The sequence below is a fragment of the Mycolicibacter nonchromogenicus genome, assembly GCF_002101775.1.
Classification (GTDB): domain Bacteria; phylum Actinomycetota; class Actinomycetes; order Mycobacteriales; family Mycobacteriaceae; genus Mycobacterium; species Mycobacterium nonchromogenicum.
Map to the genome: position 1 here is coordinate 22,352 of NZ_LQPI01000080.1, position 17,448 is coordinate 39,799.

The 17,448-nt window shown below is 67.5% G+C and carries 14 protein-coding genes and 1 other RNA gene; 12 read left to right on the top strand and 3 right to left on the bottom strand.

The window, feature by feature from the left end; genetic code table 11:
- Position 1: 1 nt before the first annotated feature.
- The 8 genes from AWC18_RS19450 to AWC18_RS19485 all read left to right on the top strand — a co-directional run bounded on the left by AWC18_RS19450 (position 2) and on the right by AWC18_RS19485 (position 6,381).
- Positions 2 to 1,294, top strand: coding sequence for an MCE family protein (locus tag AWC18_RS19450; RefSeq protein WP_085139799.1), 1,293 nt, complete (start codon positions 2 to 4; stop codon positions 1,292 to 1,294).
- Entirely contained in the window at positions 1,291 to 2,403 is a 1,113-nt protein-coding gene (locus AWC18_RS19455; protein WP_064997538.1) for a virulence factor Mce family protein, read from the top strand. The genes AWC18_RS19450 and AWC18_RS19455 overlap by 4 nt, the downstream gene beginning before the upstream one ends.
- Before the next feature lies 1 nt (position 2,404).
- Positions 2,405 to 3,841, top strand: coding sequence for an MCE family protein (locus AWC18_RS19460; protein WP_064997539.1), 1,437 nt, complete (start codon positions 2,405 to 2,407; stop codon positions 3,839 to 3,841).
- Positions 3,808 to 4,314, top strand: a complete 507-nt coding sequence (locus AWC18_RS19465; protein WP_064997540.1) for an Rv1363c family protein — start codon at positions 3,808 to 3,810, stop codon at positions 4,312 to 4,314. The genes AWC18_RS19460 and AWC18_RS19465 overlap by 34 nt, the downstream gene beginning before the upstream one ends.
- Before the next feature lie 14 nt (positions 4,315 to 4,328).
- Positions 4,329 to 4,931, top strand: a complete 603-nt coding sequence (locus AWC18_RS19470) for an Rv1363c family protein (RefSeq protein WP_085139800.1) — start codon at positions 4,329 to 4,331, stop codon at positions 4,929 to 4,931.
- A gap of 13 nt (positions 4,932 to 4,944) precedes the next feature.
- Complete coding sequence (locus AWC18_RS19475; protein ID WP_085139801.1) at positions 4,945 to 5,421, top strand: CAP domain-containing protein; 477 nt, start codon at positions 4,945 to 4,947, stop codon at positions 5,419 to 5,421.
- A gap of 33 nt (positions 5,422 to 5,454) precedes the next feature.
- An RNA gene (gene rnpB, locus AWC18_RS19480) (RNase P RNA component class A) lies at positions 5,455 to 5,842 on the top strand.
- 77 nt (positions 5,843 to 5,919) lie between these two features.
- Complete coding sequence (locus AWC18_RS19485) at positions 5,920 to 6,381, top strand: hypothetical protein (protein ID WP_064997543.1); 462 nt, start codon at positions 5,920 to 5,922, stop codon at positions 6,379 to 6,381.
- Between the two features lie 87 nt (positions 6,382 to 6,468).
- On the opposite strand, the gene AWC18_RS19490 is transcribed toward AWC18_RS19485, so the two are convergent.
- Both AWC18_RS19490 and panB read right to left on the bottom strand, forming a co-directional pair.
- Entirely contained in the window at positions 6,469 to 7,884 is a 1,416-nt protein-coding gene (locus AWC18_RS19490; RefSeq protein ID WP_085139802.1) for a CYTH and CHAD domain-containing protein, read from the bottom strand.
- A 71-nt stretch (positions 7,885 to 7,955) separates the two neighbouring features.
- The gene (gene panB / locus AWC18_RS19495) at positions 7,956 to 8,807 is read right to left on the bottom strand and encodes a 3-methyl-2-oxobutanoate hydroxymethyltransferase (RefSeq protein ID WP_064997545.1); all 852 of its coding nucleotides are present in this window, start codon (positions 8,805 to 8,807) and stop codon (positions 7,956 to 7,958) included.
- A gap of 193 nt (positions 8,808 to 9,000) precedes the next feature.
- Between panB and AWC18_RS19500 the strand changes: the two genes are divergently transcribed.
- From AWC18_RS19500 to AWC18_RS19515, 4 genes are read left to right on the top strand one after another with little or no spacing between them, the layout of a single operon-like run.
- The gene (locus AWC18_RS19500; protein WP_109560146.1) at positions 9,001 to 10,542 is read left to right on the top strand and encodes an alpha/beta hydrolase; all 1,542 of its coding nucleotides are present in this window, start codon (positions 9,001 to 9,003) and stop codon (positions 10,540 to 10,542) included.
- Positions 10,543 to 10,562: 20 nt separating this feature from the next.
- Positions 10,563 to 11,903 (top strand): type I glutamate--ammonia ligase, encoded by a 1,341-nt coding sequence (gene glnA / locus AWC18_RS19505; RefSeq protein WP_064997547.1) that lies wholly within the window; start codon positions 10,563 to 10,565, stop codon positions 11,901 to 11,903.
- 9 nt (positions 11,904 to 11,912) lie between these two features.
- Positions 11,913 to 14,930 (top strand): bifunctional [glutamine synthetase] adenylyltransferase/[glutamine synthetase]-adenylyl-L-tyrosine phosphorylase, encoded by a 3,018-nt coding sequence (locus AWC18_RS19510; protein WP_085139804.1) that lies wholly within the window; start codon positions 11,913 to 11,915, stop codon positions 14,928 to 14,930.
- Positions 14,931 to 14,945: 15 nt separating this feature from the next.
- Positions 14,946 to 15,590, top strand: coding sequence for a PaaI family thioesterase (locus AWC18_RS19515; protein WP_109470309.1), 645 nt, complete (start codon positions 14,946 to 14,948; stop codon positions 15,588 to 15,590).
- Between the two features lie 17 nt (positions 15,591 to 15,607).
- Here the strand turns inward: AWC18_RS19515 and AWC18_RS19520 are convergent, their stop codons facing one another.
- Entirely contained in the window at positions 15,608 to 17,005 is a 1,398-nt protein-coding gene (locus AWC18_RS19520) for a PE-PPE domain-containing protein (RefSeq protein ID WP_085139805.1), read from the bottom strand.
- Positions 17,006 to 17,448: the final 443 nt, after the last annotated feature.

A 17,448-nucleotide genomic window follows, 5' to 3' on the forward strand; every position in this document is an offset into this window, starting at 1 on the left:
CATGAGCACCCGCTTCGTCGCCGGCGCGAACCTGCCGGCCGACCGCGTGCGACTGCTGCGGCTGGGCACCGCCGCTGTGCTGGTGTCGAGTCTTGTGCTCGCACTGTTCCTGGTGGTCGGGCCGCCCCGCAAACACACTTACACCGCCTATTTCGCCAACACCAACGGCCTCTACACCGGAGACGAAGTGCGCATCCTGGGGGTGGCCGTCGGCACCGTCGAGCGCATCGAACCGCTCCCGGACACCGCCAAGGTGACCTTCTCCGTCGACGCCCAGTACCAGGTGCCCGCCGACGTCCGCGCGGCGATCCTGTCGCCGTCATTGGTCAGCGCCAGGGCGATTCAGCTCGTCCCGGCCTACACCGGCGGTCCCGAACTGGCCAACGGTGCCAGCATCGGACCGGATCGCACAGCGGTTCCGGTCGAGTGGGATGACCTGCGTGAGCAGCTGGAGAAACTCACCGACTCCCTGCAGCCGTCCGACGCCGAGGGCCGCAGTGCCGTCGGCGCGTTCGTCAACACCGCGGCGGCCAACCTTCGGGGGCAGGGCGACACCGCGCGTGAGACGGTGATCAAACTGTCGCAGGCGATGTCGGCGCTGGGGGATCACAGCACCGACATCTTCAGCACGGTCCGCAACATGCAACTGCTGGTCTCGGCGCTGACCTCCAGCAGCGACCTGCTGGCGTCGTTCAACGTCAACCTCGCCGACATCACCAGCGTGCTGAGCAACTCACCCCGCGAGTTTGCCGACGCCATGACGGGTCTCGACGCTGCGGTCAAAGACCTGCGCGACTTCATCAGTGAGAACCGCGAGGGCTTCGGCACCACCGTCGATCACCTGACGGCCATCACCAGCGCGCTCGACGAAAGCCGCGGCGACCTCAAGCAGATTCTGCACATCGCGCCATCGGTGTTCCAGAACTTCGTGAACATCTATCAACCGGCCCAGGGCGCGATCACCGGTGTGATGGCGCTCGGGAACTTCGCCAACACCGTCCAATTCATCTGCAGCGGAATCGAAGCCCTGGCACGGGCCAACTCACTGCAGGCATCGAAGCTGTGCGTGCAGTACCTGGCGCCGATCATCAAGAACCGCCAGTACAACTTTCTGCCGATCGGCGGAAACCCGTTCGTGGGCACCGCCGCCCGGCCCAACGAGATCACCTACAGCGAAGACCGGCTCCGGCCCGATGCTGCCCAACAGCCGGCCGAGCGGACCCGCCAGCCCGTCGACCCCGAGCTGGGTCTGCCCGGACTGTTGCTGCCCGCACCACCCGAGGGCACCTCGTGAAGCGGCTCGTGATCATCGCGCTGGGCGTCGCGCTTGCGGTCAGCGGCTGTGAGTGGCGGGGGCTGAACTCGCTGAGCCTGCCGGGCACGGCAGGCTCCGACGGCACCTACACGATCTCGGCCGAACTCCCGGATGTCGTGGTGATTCAGCAGAACTCCCGGGTGCGAGTCGCCGACGTCAACGTGGGCAACGTGACCAAGATCGAGGTCCAGGATTGGCACGCGCTGGTGACCATGCGCATCGACAACAGCGTGCGCCTGCCGGCGAACAGCACCGCCAAGGTGGGTCAGACCAGTCTGCTCGGCTCCATGCATATCGAGTTGGCGCCACCGACCGACGAGCCGCCGCGCGGTGAACTGCAGGACGGCGCAGTCATCCCGCTGTCGAGGGCCGCCACCTATCCGACCACCGAGCAGACCCTGGCATCGGTCTCGCTGCTGCTCAACGGCGGCGGACTGGCTCAGCTGCAGGAGATCAACCAAAGCTTCGCCCGTGCCCTGGCGGGGCGCGAGAACGACATGCGCAGCCTGCTCACGCAGTTGGACACCTTCATCGCCGCGCTCAACGATCAGACCGATGACATCATCTCGGCCACCGAGAAGCTCAACGGTCTGGTCGGCCAGTTCGCCCAGCAGAACCCGACCGTCGACAAGGCGCTGACGACGATCCCGCAGGCATTGGGGGTGCTGGCCGAGGAGCGCGCGAAGATCGCCGACGCCGCCGACGCACTCGGAAAGTTCAGTGCCATCGCTGTGTCCACGGTCAACCAGAGCAGGGAGGCTCTGGTGGCCAACCTGCGCAACATCGCCCCGGTGTTGCGCTCGCTGGCCGACGCCGGTCCGGCGCTGACGCAGGGGCTCGACTTCCTGTCCACCTATCCCTGGGTCAAGAGCAACATCCCCAATTGGTTTCGCGGCGACTTCGCCAACATCAGCCTGGTGGTCGACCTGACGTTGAGCCGGATCGACAGCGGTCTGTTCACCGGCACCCGCTGGGAAGGCGACCTCACCGAGCTGGAAATGCAGTGGGGCAGAACCGTCGGTCAGATGCCCAGCCCGTACACCGCAGGCAACCCGCTGGTGGCCCCGTACCACTTCGGGGGGTACTGAGGTGTTTCGGCTGTCTCGCACCGTGTGGACCCAATTGGCGATCCTGGCGGCGGTCACCGTGATCGCCGGCGGGGTGATGGCGTTGGGTTTCGTCAAAGTCCCGGCGCTTTTCGGTATCGGCCGCTACACGGTGACCGTCGAACTGCCGGCCTCCGGCGGGCTGTACCCGACGTCGGTGGTGACCTACCGCGGCACCGAGATCGGCCGGGTCAGCAGCATCGACGTCGACGCCGACGGGGTACGCGCGGTGCTGAAACTCAATTCCTCGATCAAGGTTCCGGCGCAGGTGACGGCCGCGGTGCACAGCCGCTCCGCGATCGGTGAACAGTTCCTCGAACTCACCCCGACCGCCGACGCCGCCGAGCACCGGATGCTGCGCGCCGGTGATGTGATCCCGGCGGACAAGGTGCAGATTCCCGCCGACATCGCCAACCTGCTCGACGCCACCAACCGTGCGCTGCTGGCGATCCCGCCCGACGATCTGCGCACCGTCATCGACGAGGCGGACAAAGCGGTGGGCGGTCTGGGCGCGGAACTGTCACGCATCGTCGCCGGATCGACCTCGCTGGCCATCGAGGGCGGCGAGGCCGCGCAACCCTTCGCGCAGCTGATCGATCAGACCCCGCCGGTGCTGAATTCACAGGTGGAAACCGGCAATTCGATCGCGATATGGGCGCAGCGGCTGGCCGCGATCACCGGCCAGCTCAGCGCCGAGGACCGGGCGTTCGCGGGCATGGTCGGTGTGGGCGCCCCAGCGCTGGATGAAGCCAATGCGCTGCTGCGCCGGGTGGTTCCGGCGCTGCCGGTACTGCTGGCCAACATGGTCAGCCTCGGCCAGATCGCGGTGACGTTCCACCAGGGCATCGAGCAGCTGCTGGTGCTGTTCCCGCAGGGCACCGCGGTGATGTCGGCGATCACGCTGGCCGACTCGGGCCTTGACACGCCCTATCGCGGCATCTACCTGGACTTCAACCTCAATATGAACTACCCGCCGCCCTGCAACACCGGATTCCTCCCGGCCCGCCAGCAGCGCGCACCCGCCGCCGTCGACTACCCGGACCGGCCCGCCGGCGAGCTGTACTGCCGGGTCCCGCAGGACTCACCCCTCAATGTGCGTGGCGCACGCAATATCCCGTGTGAGAACAATCCCGCCAAGCGTGCGCCCACGGTCGAGATGTGCGAGAGCGACGAGTGGTATGTCCCGCTCAACGACGGCTACAACTGGAAGGGCGATCCCAACGCCACCTTGTCCGGTCAGAGTGTGCCGCAGGATCCGCCGCGTCCTCCTGCGCAGCCACCCCCGGTCGCCTACGTTCCCTACGACCCGCAGACCGGCAGTTACATCGGCCCGGACGGCAAGCGGCAGACCCGGGCCGACTTGGCCCCCCAGCGGAAGGAGCAGACATGGCAGACCCTGCTGCTGCCCCCGGACGCGTAGGACGGCGCGTGGCCGCCGCCGCGAGCGTGGCCGTGGCGGCGCTGGCCGGTGCGGTCGGCTGGCTGGGCTACCGCGACCATCAGATCCACCAGGCGCAGGAGCAGCGTGAGAGCTACGTCCAGGTGGCGCGTCAGGCGGCGATCAACCTGACGACGATCAGCTACGCCCAAGCCGACGCCGATGTGCAGCGCATCATCGATTCGACGACGGGGGAGTTCCGCGACGACTTCGCTGCGCGATCACGGCCTTTCCTCGACGTCGTCAGGCAGGCGCAGTCGGAGTCGGAGGGCACCGTCACCGAGGCCGGCCTGGAATCGGTGGACGGCGACCGGGCCGACGTGTTGCTGGCGGTCTCGGTGCGCACCACGATCGCCGGGACAGTCCAGCCAGAGCCGCGACATTGGCGGATGCGAATCAGCCTGCAACGCACCGACGACGGCCCCAAGGTGTCCAACATCGGGTTCGTCCAGTGAGCGGGGGTGCAGCCGTGACAGTGACTCCCAGCAGTGATGCCCCCGAGGGGGATGTGCCCGAAGGCGCTGGGCCCGAGAGCGCTGAGCCGGAGAGCGCAGCCGCCGCGGTCGCCGATGACACCGCTTCACCGCGGCCGGGTTTGCGTCGTCTGCTGCTGGTCACCCTGCTGTCCGCGCTGGCGACGGTTCTGACGCTGGCGGCCGGATACTTCCGCTGGCAGGACGTCTCGGCACGGGTCGCGCAGGAGGCGGCAGCACAGTCGGTACAGACCGCGACGGAGGCCACCATCGCGATGCTGTCCTACCGCCCCGAGACGGTCGACAGTGCGTCGGCGGCCGCGGCCGAGGGCATGACCGGTGCATTCCGCGAGGAGTACACCCAACTGATCAAGGAGGTCGTGGCGCCCGGTGCCAAACAGCAGCACATTTCGACCGTGGTCACGGTGCCCGCGGCGGCGTCGGTGACCGCCAGCGCTCACCAGGCGGTGGTCCTGCTCTTTGTCGATCAGGAGACCACGATCGGCAACGGCCCGCCCACCATGAGCGCATCGAGCGTGCGGGTCACGTTGGACAAAGTCGGCGGCCGGTGGCTGGTCTCGCAGTTCGATCCGGTGTAGGGCTAGGTGGCAGATGGGAATTGATGTGCGCCGCGCGGTTGTGCTGGCGATCCTGATCGTCGGGGCGGGGACGTCGCCGTGCGCCGGGGCCGACAACTCGCGCCTCAACGACGGTGTGGTGACCAACGTGTACACGATTCACCACCAGGCCGGCTGCGCGGAGAAGGTGATGGTCGATCCCCGGCTGGTCCTTGCTGCCGAATGGCACGCCAAAGACCTTCTCGGACACCGGGATCTGGACGGCGATCTCGGCTCCGACGGGTCCACCCCACAGACGCGCGCGCAGGCCGCGGGCTTTCCGGGCAGGGCGGCGGAGACCGTGGCGATCAACCCGGCGGTGGCCATCAGCGGCCTCGAGATCCTCAACCGTTGGTATTACAACCCCGCCGATTTCGCGATCATGTCCGACTGCGCCAACACCGCGATCGGCGTGTGGTCAGAGAACAGCTTCGACCGATCCGTGGTGGTCGCCGTTTATGGTGCGGCATAGCGCGGCGCCGCGTAGTACGGTGATCAGCGCGGACGAGTTGGCCGGGCGGCCGCGGCTCGCGTCAAGCGGGTCGAGGAAAGTCCGGACTTCACAGAGCAGGGTGATTGCTAACAGCAATCCGAGGTGACTCGCGGGACAGTGCCACAGAAAACAGACCGCCACCGCAAGGTGGTAAGGGTGAAACGGTGCGGTAAGAGCGCACCAGCGTTCCGGGTGACCGGGACGGCTTGGTAAACCCCACCCGAAGCAAGGCCAAGAAGGCCGCACTTCGGTGCGGTCGCGCAGGTGTTTGAGGGCTGCTCGCCCGAATCTGCGGGTAGGCCGCTTGAGGTACCCGGCGACGGTGTGCCCAGATGGATGGTCGCCGCCGCATCGCTTCGGCGGTGCGGAACAGAATCCGGCTTACAGGCCAACTCGTCCGCCTCGCCAGTCCCTGCCTGCCCTGCGCCCGACCGCGCCGGCGCGCGACTGTGGTCGATGCGGGTTATTTTGTCGTCCATGGCGAACGAAGAACAACTCCGGCATATAGCCCGGGACGTCTTCCCCGACTGGTCGCGGCCGCCCAGGATCGTGGTTGAGCAGATCGGCGACCTGGTCAGGCGATGGCCGGTTGAAGGCTTCGCTCGCGAGAAGCTGCCAGATCAGCAGGGCCGGCTGGTGTGGATCGACGGGCACGCGATCGGGCAGCTGGACTACATCGCCGACGCTGCGGAGGAGCAGAATCTGGTTGCGATGATCCGGCCGCTGAGCCAGGTGACCGGGGTCGCCGTCAACTCCTATTGTTCGACGAACGCATTCGGGGAGCGGACGTACCAGCGTGCAGTGGTGGTGCGCTTCGCCTCGGGGCCTTCGATCGAGATCGACACGACCCAACACACGAACGACAGCCTTCGTGGTCACGCCGACCGGTTCATCGATCGGGTCCTGGACGCACTGGCACGCACACCCACCGGAGAATAGGCAGGCTGTTCATTGACCTGTTCGTCAAATGCCGTGTGATGCAGTGTATTTCGATGGGAAAGCTGTGTCAGCGGTGGGTACGCCCGCCTAAACCGCCCGGCCCAGCCTGCGCAGTGCGGGCCGCAACGCCGCCCGGCTCCGCGCGGCCAGGTCGACCTCGCGGGCATACAGCAGCCCGTAGGTGAAGGTGTCCTCGCCGGCAGCGGCCGCGGCATCGGCCTGCGCAATCAGATGCGCCCGGCTGACCACGCTGTCCTGATGGTCACCCAGCACGGTCTGAATCGCCTTCGCCCGCTTGGCGATCTTCTTTTTGTTCGCGGCTGCGGCGGCGTAGCGCAGCCGCTTGGCGGCCTTGCGGATCCGGTGCAGCGCGGCGTCGCGGTCGGCGGCCTTCTTGGCGGCTTTCACCGCTTTGCGCAGTCGCCGGTAGGCGATGCCCACCGTGGCGTACCGCTCGGCTGCCGGCGCGCTGACCAACTCGTCGAGGCCGTCGAGCAGCCGGAAGTACCGGGGGGAGCGCAATGCGGCCAGGATGCGGCGCCGTCCCGTCTGATAGCGGCGCAGCGAACCGCCCACCAGCCGTTCGCCCACCGGCCCGCGGACCAGCTCTGGCGCCAGCTCGTCGAGTGCCAGCTGATAGCGCTGGGCCAGGACTTCGGCATCGCGGGCGACGCCGAGCACCGCACCCAATTCCTGTAGTTCGCCCAGCAGCGCGGCGTGCGCCGTCTCCTCGCCGTGCAACAGACTGCGAATCCGTCGGATGGTCACCCGCATCTGATGAACCGAGTCATCGGCATCGGCACGCACCGCACGATCGGCGACCAGCAGTTGCTCGATCTGCTTGGCCAGCGCCCGATGCAGGCGGTCGGTCGGGTGCGGGGGCACCGCCGGATCACCGAGCACCTTGGCCAGTTTGGAGCCGTGGCCGGCCGGCCTGGCCCCGGTGTCGAGCAGCCGGTTGCTCAGCCGGTCCAACAGCTTGAGGTCCCCGCAGCCCAGTTCCAGTTCCCACTCCCGCCAGTGCTGTTCGGCTTGAGGGTCCTGCGAGTCTTCGACCGACGCGCTGACTTGATCGTCACAGAACTCGGCCAGCACCTCACCCCGCTCGTCGCGCAGCACCACCACACTGCGGGCGGTATCGATGCGTGCCACGGGTGCCAGCGGCCGATCCCGCACGATCGCCAACACCACGTCCAGCAAGTCGTCGGGAATCTCCGGGCCCAGTGGCGCACGCACCTCGGTGCGGGTCGCCGGCCCGGCAGGAAGCTTCAGGTGCCAGCCGGCGTCGGGACCACCGGTGCGCCGACGCAGTGTGATCCGGTGGGCCGCCAGGTCGTGCCCGGGTGTGTCGTAGTACACGGCCGCAAGGTCTTGCGGCGGCAGCGGCTGAACGTGGGCCACCCCGGCGATGCCTTCGAAGGACGGTGAGATCGCCGACGCGTCAACGTCGAATTTGCGTTCCACCTCGCGATACCGAGAGGTGCTCGGGTCGGTTGCAGGCACGGCGTTCAGCCTGTCACATCCGAACCATCCGGACAGGGCTTACGAATGCAAGTGTTTCAAGAACGCTCGCCCTAGAAGCAGTGCTCTTCGGCGGGGAAGGTGCCCGCCGCCACTTCGGCGGCGTACTGCTCTGCGGCACGGCGCAATTCAGCGCCCACGTCGCCGAAGCGCTTGACGAATCGAGCGGTCTTGCCGGCGGTCATCCCGGCCATGTCCTGCCACACCAGAACCTGGGCGTCGCAGTTGGGCCCGGCGCCGATCCCGACCGTGGGAATGGTCAGCTTTCCGGTGATCTGCGTGGCCAGCTCGGCGGGCACCATCTCCATCACCACCGCGAAGGCACCGGCTTCGGCCACCGCGATCGCGTCGTGAACGGTCTGCTCGGCGGCGTCACCGCGCCCCTGCACCCGGAAACCGCCCAGGGTGTTGACGCTCTGCGGGGTGAACCCGATGTGCGCCATCACCGGGATGCCGGCGGCGGACAGCGTGGCGATCTGGTCGGCTACCCGCTCGCCACCCTCGAGCTTGACCGCGTGCGCGCCGCCTTCCTTCATGAACCGGGTGGCGGTGGCCAACGCCGCCGCCGGACCACCTTCGTAGGAGCCGAAGGGCAGGTCGGCGACCACCAGCGCATGCGGGGCGCCGCGCACCACGCCGCGGACCAGGGGGATCAGCTCGTCGATAGTGACCGGAACGGTGCTGTCGTAGCCGTAGACCACGTTGGCCGCCGAGTCACCGACCAGCAGCACCGGAATGCCGGCGTCGTCGAAGATGCGGGCAGAGGAGTAGTCGTAGGCCGTGAGCATCGCCCACTTACGGCCCTCGTTCTTCATCTGCAGAAGATGGTGGACGCGGGTCTGCGGTGCCACCCGGGCGGGGCCGGGGTTGGAAGCGGGCGCAGAGCCATAAACGTGCTCAGACATCGTTGTCCCTCGGACTGGTCGGGTCGATCCTCGAAGCCCGTCATGCGGGTCCCCGGGTCGTCTGACATGCCCAGTGTGCCACCTGCCGCGGCGCAGCTGAACCTCCCGACGGAGTGGATTTCCTCACACCGCCACACGCGGAGCGCAGCAGGTGAGCGAGGTGGCCCCGGCGTGCATGGCAGCATGTGATGTCATGAGCTCGCCGACGCGCCGCAACAGGATGACGCGCACCGCCCTGACCTGCCTCGCGATAGTTATGGTGGCAATCACCGTCGGCAGCTGCACCCGAATGACGCCGGGTCACGCGGTGCTCGCCGTGCCGCGGGTCGGCCAGCCGGTCCAATGGGACAAATGCCGCTTCACCGCCGACACCAACATCAAGGTGCCTGCGGACGCCCAGTGCGGGTTCCTCGCGGTTCCGGTGGACTACTCCAAGCCGCAGGGCGATGTCGCCCGGCTGGCCCTGATCCGATTCCCGGCCACCAAGGACAAGATCGGCTCGCTGGTGATCAACCCGGGCGGGCCGGGGGAGTCCGGGATCGAAACCGCGGTCGGCATGGTCAGCACCCTGCCGCGCCAGGTCCGTGAGCAGTTCGATCTGGTCGGCTTCGACCCGCGCGGAGTGGCGTCGTCGCGGCCGGCGGTCTGGTGCAACTCCGACGAGGAGAACGATCGCCTGCGGGCGTTGAACCAGGTCGACTACAGCCCCGAAGGCGTGGCGCGCATCGAGAACGAGACCAAGGAATTCGTGGCGCGCTGTCTGGAGAAGACCGGCAAGGAATTCCTGGCCAACGTCGGCACCGTCAACGTCGCCCGCGACCTCGACGCGATCCGCGAGGGATTGGGTGACGACAAGCTGACCTATCTCGGCTACTCCTACGGCACCCGGATCGGCGCGGCTTATGCCGAGGCCTACCCGCAGAACGTGCGCGCGATGATCCTGGACGGCGCGGTAGACCCCAACGCCGACCCGATCGAAGAGGACCTTCGCCAGGCGCAGGCCTTCCAGGGCGCGTTCGACGACTTCGCGGCAGACTGCGCTGAAGACGAAGACTGCCCGCTGGGCACCGACCCGGCCAAGGCCGTCGACGTCTACCACAGCCTGGTCGACCCGTTGGTGGACAAGCCCGCCAAGACCAAGGACCCGCGCGGTCTGAGCTACAGCGACGCGATCGTCGGCACGATCATGGCGCTGTACTCGCCGTCGTTCTGGACGCATCTCAATGACGGCCTGTTCGATCTGGCTGAAGGGCGCGGCGACATCATGCTGAGCCTGGCCGACCTGTACATGCGCCGTGACAGCAACGGCCACTACACCAACGCCACCGATGCCCGGGTCGCGGTCAACTGCGTCGACCAGCCGCCAGTCACCGACCGCGCCAAGGTGATCGAGGAAGACCGGCGTTCGCGTGAGGTGGCGCCGTTCATGAGCTACGGAAAGTTCACCGGCGACGCCCCGCTGGGCACCTGTGCCTTCTGGCCGGTGCCGCCGACATCCGAGCCGCATGCCCTTTCGGTGCCCGATCTGCCGCCGACGTTGGTGGTGTCCACGACCCGTGACCCGGCCACCCCGTATCAGGCCGGTGTGGACTTGGCCAAGCAGCTGGGCGGTCGCCTGCTGACGTTCAACGGAACCCAGCACACGGTGGTATTCCAGGGCAACGAATGCGTGGACCGATTCGCCGCGCGATACCTGGTCGACGGCACGTTGCCACCATCCGGTGCCAAGTGCTGAGCGCTGATACGCTTCGCGGTATGGACCGTCAGAAGGAGTTCGTGCTCCGCACGCTGGAGGAACGCGACATCCGTTTCGTCCGACTCTGGTTCACCGACGTACTCGGTTACCTGAAGTCGGTGGCGATCGCTCCGGCCGAACTCGAGGGCGCCTTTGAAGAAGGCGTGGGCTTCGACGGATCGGCGATCGAGGGCTTCGCCCGCGTCTTCGAATCCGACATGGTCGCCCACCCCGACCCGTCGACGTTCCAGCTGTTGCCGTGGACGTCGGACTCGGGGCGGCAGTACTCGGCGCGGATGTTCTGCGACATCACCATGCCGGACGGATCGCCGGCCTGGGCGTCGTCGCGCCACGTCTTGCGCCGGCAACTGGGCAAGGCAGGGGAGATGGGCTTCGCCTGCTACGTGCACCCCGAGATCGAGTTCTTCCTGCTTCAGCCCGGCCCCTACGACGGCAGCACCCCGGTTCCCGCCGACGAGGCGGGCTACTTCGACCAGTCGGTCCACGGTTCGGCTGCCAATTTCCGCAGGCACGCGATCGACGCGCTGGAGTCGATGGGCATCTCGGTCGAGTACAGCCACCACGAGAACGCCCCGGGCCAGCAGGAGATCGACCTGCGCTACGCCGACGCACTGTCGATGGCCGACAACGTCATGACGTTCCGCTACCTGATCAAAGAGATTGCACTCAAGGAAGGCGTGCGGGCGTCGTTCATGCCCAAGCCGTTCCGCGAGTACGCCGGTTCGGCGATGCACACCCACATGAGCCTGTTCGAGGGCGAAGTCAACGCCTTCCACAGTCCGGACGACCCGCTGCAACTGTCGGCCACCGCCAAGTCGTTCATCGCCGGGATCCTCGAGCACGCCAACGAGATCAGCGCCGTCACCAACCAGTGGGTGAACTCCTACAAGCGGCTGATCCACGGTGGTGAAGCACCCACCGCGGCCTCTTGGGGCGCCTCCAACCGCTCGGCGCTGGTGCGGGTGCCGATGTACAGCCCGCACAAGACGTCGTCGCGGCGTATCGAGGTGCGCAGCCCGGATTCGGCGTGCAACCCCTACCTGGCGTTCGCGGTGCTGCTGGCCGCCGGACTGCGGGGCGTGGAGCAGGGTTACGAACTGGGGCCGGCGGCTGAGGACAACGTCTGGGCGCTGACTCCCGAGGAGCGCCGGGCGATGGGCTATCGCGAGCTTCCCGGCACCCTCGAGCGTGCGCTCAGCGAGATGGAGAACTCCGAACTGGTCGCGGAAGCGTTGGGGGAGGAGGTCTTCGATTTCTTCCTGCGCAACAAGCGCCAGGAGTGGGCCAACTACCGCAGCCACGTGACCCCCTTCGAGCTGCAGAACTACTTGGCACTGTAAGTACCGTCCGTGTCCGCTCCCGGATCTTCGCGTCAGAAGCTGCCCAGCGTCGGGCGCCTCGGGCTGGTACACCCTAATGCCGCCGCAGACCTGACCGCACTGGGCTGGTACAGCACCCCCAGCCAAGCGCACGTCGACGTGCTCTGGGCACTGTCGCGCGCGCCCGACGCCGACCTCGCGCTGCGCACCCTGGTTCGGCTGTTCGAAACTCCGGGCGTCGACTGGGCCGAACTCAACGCAGCACTGATATGCGACCGGGGACTGCGCGGGCGACTGTTCGCGGTGCTGGGATCCTCAGTGACGCTGGGGGATCACCTGGTCACCCACCCGGACTCCTGGAAGCTGTTGGCCAGCCCGCAGGATTCCCGCGACTTCACGATCGCATTGCCGTCGGCGGCCGAGCTGCGCACGATGTTCGCCGACGCGGTTGCCGCTGTCACTGACGGCGCCTATGTGGAGCGACTGCGGACGCTGTACCGCGATCGGCTGCTGGTGCTGGCGGCGATCGACGTGGCGGCCACGGTGGAGAACCTGCCGGTACTGCCGTTTGTGACGGTCGGCGAGCATTTGGCGGACCTGGCGGACGCAGCGCTGGCGGCTTCGCTGCGGGTGGCCGAGGTCCGCGTGTGCGGCAGCGATGTCACCCCGCCCCGGATCGCCGTGATCGCGATGGGTAAATGCGGTGCACGGGAACTCAATTACGTCAGCGACGTCGATGTCATCTTCGTGGTCGAGAAGGCCGATTCGCTGAGCACCCGGGTGGCCGGCGAGCTGATGCGGGTGGCCGGCGAGGCGTTCTTCGAGGTGGACGCGAATCTGCGCCCGGAAGGCCGGCAGGGCACGCTGGTGCGGACCCTGGAATCACACATCGCCTACTACCAGCGGTGGGCCAAGACCTGGGAGTTCCAGGCACTGCTCAAGGCGCGTGCGGCGGTGGGGGACGCCGAATTGGGCCGGGCCTACATCGACGCCTTGTTGCCGATGGTCTGGACCGCTTGCCAGCGTGAGGATTTCGTCGCCGATGTGCAGGCGATGCGCCGCCGGGTGGCGCAGCTGGTGCCGGCGGACATTCGTTCACGCGAGCTCAAGCTCGGCTCGGGGGGTCTGCGTGACGTGGAGTTCGCCGTGCAGCTGCTCCAGCTGGTGCACGGCTACAGCGACGAGACACTGCGGGTGGCATCCACGGTTGATGCGCTGGCGGCCCTGGGCGCCGGCGGCTATGTGGGCCGCGATGACGCGGCCAACCTGACCGCCTCCTACGAGTTCCTGCGACTGCTGGAACACCGGCTGCAGCTGCAGCGGCTCAAACGCACGCACATGCTGCCGCCGCCCTATGACGATGAGGCATTGCGCTGGCTGGCCCGCGCCGCCCATGTCCGCCCGGATGGCCGCCACGACGCCCTGGGCGTCCTTCGCGAAGAGCTCAAAGCCCAGAACCGGCGGGTGTCGCGGTTGCACGCCAAGCTCTTCTACCAGCCGCTGTTGGAGGCGGTCGGCCCGGCGGGGCTGGAGCTGGCACGGGGTCTGACTCCCGGCGCCGCGGAACGGCAACTGGCAGCACTCGGCTACGAGGTACCGCACAACGCCCTGACGCATCTGGCCGCGCTGACCAACGAGAGCGGCCGCCGGGGCCGGGTGCAGGCGGTGTTGCTGCCCACGCTGCTGTACTGGCTGTCGGACACGCCCAATCCCGACGCGGGGCTGCTGGCCTACCGGCGGCTCAGCGAGGCGATGGCCCAGCAGCGCTGGTTTCTGAGCACCCTGCGGGACAGCAGCGCGGTGGCCAAGAGGCTGATGCGGGTGCTGGGTACCTCGGCCTACATTCCCGATCTGCTGATGCGATCACCCGACGTGATCCAGGCCTACGCTGACGGGCCGTCCGGGCCGAAGCTGCTCGACACCGATCCGGACGCGGTGGCGCGGGCGCTGATCGCTTCGGCGGGACGCCATCCCGAGCCGGAGCGCGCGATCGCCTCGGCTCGCAGTCTGCGACGCCACGAGCTGGCCCGAATCGCCTCGGCGGACCTGCTGGGGATGCTCGACGTGACCGAGGTCTGCCGGGCGTTGACCGCGGTGTGGGCGGCGGTGTTGCAGGCCGCCCTGGATGCGATAGTCCGGGTCAACATTCCGGGTGCACCGGACGCGGACCCGCAGTCCGCACCGGCCCGGATCGCGGTGATCGGCATGGGCAGGCTGGGCGGCGGAGAACTCGGCTACGGCTCGGATGCCGACGTCATGTTCGTCTGCGAGGCCAATGAGCAGGCGGGGGCGAGCGACGCCGACGCGGTGCGCTGGGCGACCACGGTCGTCGAGCAGGTCCGGGCGCTGCTCGGTACCACCAGTGCCGACCCGCCGCTGGAAGTCGACATCAACCTTCGCCCCGAGGGCCGCAACGGCCCGCCGGTACGCACGTTGGCCTCCTATGAGGCCTACTACGCCCAGTGGGCGCAGCCGTGGGAGATCCAGGCGCTGCTGCGGGCACACTGCGTGGCCGGCGACGCGGACCTGGGCCTGCGGTTTCTGCAGATGGTGGACGCCACGCGCTATCCGCCCGGCGGGGTGTCGCCGGATGCGGTGCGCGAGATCCGCCGGATCAAGGCGCGCGTGGACGCCGAGCGGCTGCCGCGCGGGGCAGACCCCAACACGCACACCAAACTGGGCCGGGGCGGCCTGGCCGATGTCGAGTGGACCGTGCAGTTGCTGCAGTTGCGCCATGCCCATCATGTGCCGGCGCTGCACAACACCTCGACGCTGGAAACTCTGGACGCCATCGCCGATGCCGAGCTGCTCGAAGAAGACGAAGTGGACCGGCTCCGGCAGGCCTGGCTGCTCGCCACGCGTGCTCGCAACGCGCTGGTGCTGGTTCGTGGCAAACCCACCGATCAACTGCCCGGGCCGGGCCGCGCGCTGAACGCGGTCGCGGTGGCCGCCGGCTGGCCCGGCGGCGACGGCGGTGAGTTCTTGGACAACTACCTCCGGGTGACACGGCGCGCGAAGGTCGTCACGCGCAAGGTATTCGGAGACTGAAGGAGGACTTCTGTGGTGGATTTCGGGGCACGATCGGACGTGCCCACGATCAGCGCCGACGAGAGTGGGCAGCTGTTAGAGCGTTACGGACCGCTGGCCCAGGCGGTTCGCGGCCTGATCGACGCCACCATCCGCACCCAGGCCGACGAAGCCACGGTTCGCGAGGTGACCGCCCAGGTGCAGCAGCTGACCGAGCGGCTTCGCGCCGGAACCCTCAGCGAGTCACCGGGACTGCGCTACGTCGTCGACGGGCGGCCACTGGCGTGGGGCAACGCCGTGGTGGGCCTGCGTAACCCGATCGCCCCACCGCTGGTGATCCAGCACGGGGAGAACGGGCACTGCTGGGCTGACTTTCACCTGGGCGCGGCCTACGAGGGCCCGCCGTCGCTGGTCCACGGCGGGGTCAGCGCGCTGGTGCTCGACCATGTGCTCGGCGAGGCGGCCAGCGATGGCCTGACCAAGCCGAATTACACCGGCACGATCACGGTGAAATATCTGCGCGGGACACCCTTGGGGCCGTTGCACGCCGAAGCCTCGATCTACCGCAGGGACGGCGTGAAAACCTATGCCCGCGGCCATATCTCGGACGCCGACGGGGTCACCGTGGAAGCAGACGGGGTCTTCATCACGCCGTCCTGGGCGCGCGACACGGTCGACTGACCGCAGCGGCGTGCCCCTCAGAACACCCCGAAGGCAGACGCCACGCTCAGCAGTCCGATACCGAGGCCGGTGGTGACCAACCCGACGTCCGCGGCGAGCGGCATCAAGAACGCGTCCAGCAGGTCGCCCGAGGCGATCTCCTGTGCGAACAGACTGACGTTGTAGGCCGGCAGGCTGGTCAGCAGAGCATTGACCAGGTCGGCGATCGGCAGCAGGGCCGAGTAGCCCTTGGACAGCGCCGCGGAGAAGTCATTGACCATGTCGGTGAAGTCGCCAATGGCCTCCGCGCTGTTCGCCAGGGCCTCGGGCAGGCTCGGCAGTGAGCCCAGATCGTCGATGAAGTCCTCCCAGCCCTGCTGGACACCGTTGCCCAATGCCGTGAGGACGTCTCCCAGATCGACGTCCGGGAACACCCCGAACGGTGTCGACAGGTCGGCCGGGCCCGGGTCCCAGCCGTTTTCGATGTTGCCGTAACCGAGGTTGACCAGCACGCGCAGCGCCGGTTCCAGCAGATCGGCCAGCGGGTCGCCCAGTATCGGCAGGAACCGCAAGGGTTCCAGCAACGGCAGGTTCTCGGTGGGGATCATGAAGTAATCGGTGTGGCCCCCATAGCCGTCCGACACCGGCAGCAGAACGGACTGGGCGATCTGCTCGTCGGTGAGATCCGGCGGGGTGCTGTGCACGAATGCGATCCCCAGGACGGCGTTCAGGACGGACAGAAAGTTGAGCGGGTAGCGCGGGAAGTCCGAGAAGCCGTCGTATTCGATGTTGTAAATGGCGGTGTCCCAGGGGGTTTCCGACGGGGTGGCCCCGCTGAATGTCACTCCCATACTCGGGACGGTCAGCGGCGGCAGGCTCGGGTCGCCGAAGCGGGAGAGCAGACCTCCGTTGGGGTTGCTGGGGTCGACCAGCAGCACGAACGACAGCTGATCAGCCGTGGGGATCTGATCGGCGGGCAGCGCCAGTAGATTGCGCATCTCCAGGGAGGCGATGGTGGAGCTCTGCGAGCCGCCCACCACCACCAAGTCGTGGCCCAATGCGAGCCGCTCCTTGATGGTGGCGTCCAGAATCTGCACGCCCTGCGCCAGTGACTGGTCGAGTACCAGGGATTTGGTGCCGGTGATCGGATACAGGCCCTCCGGGGTGAAGAGGGGATGAATGGAGTCGACCGGGAAGACCGGCTGGCCGGGGAAGATCGGCGACGACGGCATGATGTAGCGCGAGCTGATGGCGTCGATGAGCGCCTGCGATGGGATCGGAGTGCCACTGCCGCCCATGCCCCAGGCTTCGGTGTCGAGCAGGACCACCGGTGCGGAGACCGACCCCGGTCCCGCTGCCGCAACGCTCGGGGGTAGCGCGGCGCCGGCGATCAGTAGCGGCGCAACAGCAAGCGAGACTAATCGGCGGTCGACCATGTGCGGTTCCTTTCGTGGAACAGGCCCCCCGACTGGAATGTTGCTGATCTGGCGACAAATTACTCGGGATTTTTTCTCAGTTCAATCACATATCTTGGCGCTCTGGTAATGCTCGTTACCGGTTGCTCGCATTCGGGCGGTGAGTCCGCTCCGGCAAACGTCAGCAGTGCAATCAATGTGGCTTGTGTGACGCGTCACACAGCGGGTCGCTGAGGTCATCTGGTGCCCGGAACTTATTGTCCACGAACGGGGTTCGAGAATCATTGAAGCCAAAATCCCCTCGGACCCCACGGTGTGGCGAGACGCTAGTGCGCATTCTGCGGCTCCCGGCAAACTCACAGAATTGCGCGGGCAATTCGCGGTCTGTGCGACCACGTCATTCGGGTGGGTCGGGGTCGTGTTGGAGGAGTTCGTGGGGGTGGTGGGCGTGGTTGGTGCGGGGG

What these genes read in the sequence shown, in the direction of transcription:
- AWC18_RS19450 (WP_085139799.1), top strand. Translation starts at nt 2, where the DNA reads ATGAGCACCCGCTTCGTCGCCGGCGCGAACCTGCCGGCCGACCGCGTG.
- AWC18_RS19465 (WP_064997540.1), top strand. Translation starts at nt 3,808, where the DNA reads ATGGCAGACCCTGCTGCTGCCCCCGGACGCGTAGGACGGCGCGTGGCC.
- AWC18_RS19475 (WP_085139801.1), top strand. Translation starts at nt 4,945, where the DNA reads ATGGGAATTGATGTGCGCCGCGCGGTTGTGCTGGCGATCCTGATCGTC.
- AWC18_RS19485 (WP_064997543.1), top strand. Translation starts at nt 5,920, where the DNA reads ATGGCGAACGAAGAACAACTCCGGCATATAGCCCGGGACGTCTTCCCC.
- panB (WP_064997545.1), bottom strand. Translation starts at nt 8,807, where the DNA reads ATGTCTGAGCACGTTTATGGCTCTGCGCCCGCTTCCAACCCCGGCCCC.
- AWC18_RS19500 (WP_109560146.1), top strand. Translation starts at nt 9,001, where the DNA reads ATGAGCTCGCCGACGCGCCGCAACAGGATGACGCGCACCGCCCTGACC.
- glnA (WP_064997547.1), top strand. Translation starts at nt 10,563, where the DNA reads ATGGACCGTCAGAAGGAGTTCGTGCTCCGCACGCTGGAGGAACGCGAC.
- AWC18_RS19520 (WP_085139805.1), bottom strand. Translation starts at nt 17,005, where the DNA reads ATGGTCGACCGCCGATTAGTCTCGCTTGCTGTTGCGCCGCTACTGATC.